Genomic DNA, 4,528 nt, shown 5'->3' with positions numbered 1-4,528 from the left:
GGCCGCGGGCGGGGTGCGCGGGGCGACGACGCGCGGCTCGGAGACGGGAGCGGGCGCCGGGTAGCCGTCTGCGGGCGCCTCGGCGTACGCCTGGGCGGCGGCCGGGTAGGCGTCCGCGTCCGTCGACAGCGCGAGCAGGTCGTCGTCGGTGAGCCCGGCCTCGGCGGCCCAGACCGGGTCCGCGTAGTCGTGGTGGTCGGGGGCCGTCGTCCACTCCGCCGGGACCCACGTGACGTCGTCCGCCGGGTCCGCCTCGACGACCGGGATCATGTCCGTCATCGGCTCGGCCCACCCGCGGTTGCGCCCGAAGACGAGCCAGCCGGAGACGACGCCGAGCACCCAGGCGAGCAGCAGGAGCACGAAGGACTGCTGGACGAACCAGAGCACAGGCCGCTCCTCTCTGCACGCGCCACGGTCGGTCGCCGGTCCCGGCCCCCGCCGCGGCGCCGCGTGAGTGGCGGCTACCGCCCATCGGCGGGGCACAGCCTGTCACGACGACATCATGATCGACAAACGTTGACACGCGTCACGCCGGATCCCTTCCGGTGCGGCTCAGGGCGGTGACGTGCTGGGATGAGCGCATGACACGACGTACAGCAGTGGTGACCGGCGCGAGCAGCGGTATCGGCGCGGCCACGGTGCGTGCACTCGCCGCCGAGGGATGGGACACCGTCGCGGCCGCGCGGCGGCTCGACCGGTGCGAGGCGCTCGCCGCCGAGGTCGGCGGCCGGGCGCTCGCGCTCGACGTCACGGACGACGACTCCGTCGCCGCCTTCGCCCGCGAGGTCGGCCCGGTCGACGTCGTCGTGCACAGCGCCGGCGGCGCGCTCGGCCTCGACCGGTTCGAGGACGGCGACGTCGAGAAGTGGCGGTGGATGTTCGACGCGAACGTCCTCGGCGTCCTGCGCGTGACGAAGGCGCTCCTGCCGGCGCTGCGCGCGAGCGGTGACGCGCACATCGTCGTCCTCGGCTCGATCGCGGGCTTCGAGGTCTACCCGGGCGGGGCCGGCTACACCGCGGCCAAGCACGCGGTGAACGCGGTCTGCCGCACGCTGCGCATCGAGCTCGTCGCCGAGCCGATCCGGATCACCGAGGTGCAGCCCGGGATGGTCGACACCGAGTTCTCCCTCGTCCGGTTCGACGGCGACGCCGAGCGCGCGAAGAACGTCTACAAGGGCCTCGTGCCGCTCAGCGCGGACGACGTCGCGGACGTCGTCCGGTTCGCCGTGACCCGGCCCTCGCACGTGAACATCGACACCCTCGTCGTCCGGCCCCGCGCGCAGGCGACCGGGATGATCGCGCACCGCGAGCCCTGACCCCGGCCCGGCGCACCGCACGACGAAGGCCCCCGCCGCCCGGCGGGGGCCTTCGTCATGTCGTGCGGACCGAGCCCCGAGGGGCCGTGCGGGTCGTCAGCCGCGGACCTCGAAGACGACGCGGCGGTTCTTCGCCCGGTTCTTCGCCGTCGTGTTCGGGAAGGCCGGCTTCGCCTCGCCGAACCCCTTCGAGGTGAGCCGGTCGCGCTCCACCCCGAGCCCGCGCAGCGTGACGAGCACGGTGCGGGCGCGGGCCGCGGAGAGCTCCCGGTTGACCCGGTCCGAGCCGCGGTCGTCGGTGTGCCCCTGGACCTGCACCTCGACGTCCGGGTAGGCCGTGAGGATCTCGGCGACGTTGCGGACGGTCTGCCGGCCCGCCTTCGTGAGCGTCGCGCTGCCGGTCGCGAAGGTGATCTTCGGCAGCTCGGCGATCGCGGCCCGGACGGCGTCCTGCTCGTCCGTCGCCTCGCTGTCGCTGCGGACGGAGAGCCCGTCGCGGACCTTCGCGGCGTCCCCGACGACGGCCTCGGCCGCACCGAGGGCGGCCTGGCGGGCCTCCTCGGAACCGACCGTGCCGTCGAGCGCGAGCGTGCCGCCGTCGAGCGTCACCGTCGCGTCGGCGTCGCGGCCGAGCCCGGCGAGGACCCCGCCGAGGGCCGAGAGGCCGCCCGGTGCGACGTCCGGGTCGATCGTCAGCCGGTCGGTGACGTTGCCCTCGCCGGCCACGGCGGACGCCGCGGTGACGAGCGCGTCCCGGGCCGCCTCGTCGGGCATCGTGCCCGTGAGGGTGATCCCGGACGTCGACACGACGAGCTTCGCGGACGGCGCGACGGTGCCCGCCGTGCCTCCGGGCGTCGTGCTCGCCGACGGCGTCGGCGAGGTGCTCGGCGACTCGGTGGCGGTCGCCGTCGAGGTGGGGGCCGGCGTCGAGGTGGGGGCCGGCGTCGTCGCCGCGGGCGACTGCGACGCCGTCGGGGACGGGCTCACCGTCGGCTGCTGCGTCGCGGTGCCGGTCGGCCCCGGCGTCCGGACGGCGATCCGGTCGAGCGCGACCCGGACGCCGTTCTGCGAGCGCACGGTGTCGAGGATCCGGGCCCGGTCGGCCTCGGTGTCGACCGTGCCGGTGACGACGCCGTCGCGCCCCTCGAAGGAGACCGAGACGTCGGCGGTGGCGGTGCCGAGGGCCGTCGTCGACCGCTCGGTGAGGTCGTTCTCGATCGAGCTGCGGTTCGGCCAGCCCTGGCCGACCCCGAGCGCGGCGAGCCCGAGGACGCCGGCCGCGAGCGGCCAGGCGACGCTGCGCCGGCTGCGCTCCCAGACATGCCCCTCGACGGTGCGGGTCGTCGTCGTCCCGGTCTCGACGGTGCTCTGCGGTGCGGTGCTCTGCTTCTCGTCGACCGGGGGCATCAACGGCTCCGGCCGGGCTCGCGGCCGGCGACGAGCGACTCGGTGAGCTTGATGAAGCCGACCTCGTCGCCGTCGGCGAGGAAGCGCGCCTGGCGCGACCACGTCGGCAGGCTCGGCGCGAACCGCAGGCCGGCCGCCTCGAGCGCCGCCTGCAGGGTCGGCACGTCCGCGTCGGCGAGCCGGCGGAAGCTCCGGATCCCCGCGCTGCGCAGGGCGCTCGCGATCCGCGGGCCGATGCCCTCGATCCGCTCGAGGTCGTCCTCGGCGGAGTCGGCCTCGTCGGCGTCGTCGTCCGCAGCGGCCGTGGCGGAGACCAGGCCCGCGGCGACCCCGGGCGCGGCCGCTGCGGCCGCCGCGTCGGCGTCCGGCTCGGCGTCGGCCGCAGNGCCTGGTCTCCGCCACGGCCGCTGCGGCCGCCGCGTCGGCGTCCGGCTCGGCGTCGGCCGCCGGCTCGGCGGCCGACCCGTCCGCGACGGTCGCGTCCTGCGCCGCGGCGTCGGTGCCGTCCTCGACGGAGGACAGGTCGATGACGTCGCCCTCGCCCGTGCTCTGCGTGGGTAGCTGCGCGACGGCGTTGGCGACGGCGTCCTGGTCGGTCCCGGCGACCGCGTCGTCGGTGACGTCGACGACGGTCTCCTCGGGCAGGTCGGAGCCCTCCGGCAGCGCGACGACGGTCACCGGCTCGGCGTCTGGCGTACCGGCCGCCTCGTCCGCGGCCTGCGCGGCGTCGGCGGTGTCCGCCTCGGCCGTGCCCTCGGCGTCCGGGCCCTCGACGGTCGTGCCGTCGGTGCCGTCCGTGTCGGTGACCTCGGCAGCGGTGCCGTCGGTGGTCACGTCGGCGGTCGCGTCGGTGGTGGGGGCCGCGTCGTCGCCCTCCGCACCGCCTGCGCCGTCCACGACGACGGCGTCCGCCTCGGCGGTCACCTCGGTCGCGTCCGTGTCGGTGGACGTGTCGGCGTCGGCGTCCGGCGCCGTGCCGCCGTCCGCGGCGTCGGCGGAGCCGGCCACGGCGGCCGCCCCCGCGCCGCCGGCGAGCAGCGACTGGAGCCGACCGATCTCGGCGTCCTTCTCCGCGACGGCCTTCTCGTGCCGGCGGCTGATGACGGTCACGGCCTCGGACTCGGTGAAGGCGGCCTTGCGGTACTGGATACGCCAGTACCAGTAGCCGACCAGGCACCCGAGAACGAAAGCCAAGAGAATGAAAAGTGCAGACTGCCAGGCGAACCAGGCCACTGGGCCCTCCATGACGAACGACGCGAACCCCCCGCGGTGCGTGAGCATGCCATGTGGGCGACGCAGCGCGACGAAGAACGCAAGATCTTGTGTGCGGACGGTGACGCTCTGGTGATGACGCTGCCTGTCCCGTGCCCTGGCACCCGGGACGTACGGGCTGGTCAGCCCCCTGGCGGGCGGCTCCGGACGACTGCCCTGCGGCTAGGCCGTCCGGGGGACGTCAGCGTCGGGCATCGTGCGACACGCCGTCAAGACACGCCGGGGTCCGGGACGGACACGCCGCGCTCCTGCGCATCGTCGTGTGCGGCGTCCCGTGCGACCGGCCCGTCGTCGCCCGCCGGGCGCACCGCGGACGCCGCGACGCACCCGTAGTACTGGACACCGGGCGTCGTCCCGTAGGTCACGACGGCCCGCCACCCGTCGTCGCCGCGGACCCAGCCGTGCAGCCGGCCGGGGTACCAGCGGCCGTCGGTGTGCCGGGTCTCGACGCACGGCCGGTCGAACGGGCCGAACGGGCCGCGGGCGGCCGGTGGCACCTCGCCCCGCGGGCGGCGGGGCCGGGCGGGCCTGAC

4 protein-coding genes and 1 pseudogene are annotated in these 4,528 nt (G+C 75.9%); 1 reads left to right on the top strand and 4 read right to left on the bottom strand.

Annotation, left to right across the window (positions count from 1 at the left end):
* Nucleotides 1–387, bottom strand: a pseudogene (locus ECOMGDLI_RS02510) (hypothetical protein); the annotation flags it as partial.
* A 194-nt stretch (nucleotides 388–581) separates the two neighbouring features.
* Here ECOMGDLI_RS02510 and ECOMGDLI_RS02505 point away from each other — a divergent pair.
* Nucleotides 582–1,316, top strand: a complete 735-nt coding sequence (locus ECOMGDLI_RS02505; protein WP_088313275.1) for an SDR family NAD(P)-dependent oxidoreductase — start codon at nucleotides 582–584, stop codon at nucleotides 1,314–1,316.
* A gap of 96 nt (nucleotides 1,317–1,412) precedes the next feature.
* Here ECOMGDLI_RS02505 and ECOMGDLI_RS35755 read toward each other — a convergent pair whose 3' ends face one another.
* The 3 genes from ECOMGDLI_RS35755 to ECOMGDLI_RS34335 all read right to left on the bottom strand — a co-directional run.
* The gene (locus ECOMGDLI_RS35755) at nucleotides 1,413–2,723 is read right to left on the bottom strand and encodes an OmpA family protein (protein WP_088313273.1); all 1,311 of its coding nucleotides are present in this window, start codon (nucleotides 2,721–2,723) and stop codon (nucleotides 1,413–1,415) included.
* On the bottom strand, nucleotides 2,723–3,040 hold the full coding sequence (locus tag ECOMGDLI_RS36620; protein ID WP_088313271.1) for a helix-hairpin-helix domain-containing protein: 318 nt from the start codon (nucleotides 3,038–3,040) through the stop codon (nucleotides 2,723–2,725). Before ECOMGDLI_RS36620 ends, ECOMGDLI_RS35755 begins: the two co-directional genes overlap by 1 nt.
* A 1,164-nt stretch (nucleotides 3,041–4,204) precedes the next feature.
* On the bottom strand, nucleotides 4,205–4,528 hold a 324-nt coding region (locus ECOMGDLI_RS34335; protein ID WP_198954476.1), incomplete at its 5' end, for a hypothetical protein.

The sequence above is a fragment of the Kineosporia sp. R_H_3 genome, from assembly GCF_002198675.1.
Taxonomy (GTDB): domain Bacteria; phylum Actinomycetota; class Actinomycetes; order Actinomycetales; family Kineosporiaceae; genus R-H-3.
The sequence above is the reverse complement of the archived record's forward strand: the minus strand, read 5'-3'. Positions and strand labels throughout refer to the sequence as shown.

Bases quoted from the DNA above. Each gene is read 5' to 3' on its own strand.
- ECOMGDLI_RS35755 (WP_088313273.1), bottom strand. From the start codon at position 2,723: ATGCCCCCGGTCGACGAGAAGCAGAGCACCGCACCGCAGAGCACCGTC.
- ECOMGDLI_RS02505 (WP_088313275.1), top strand. From the start codon at position 582: ATGACACGACGTACAGCAGTGGTGACCGGCGCGAGCAGCGGTATCGGC.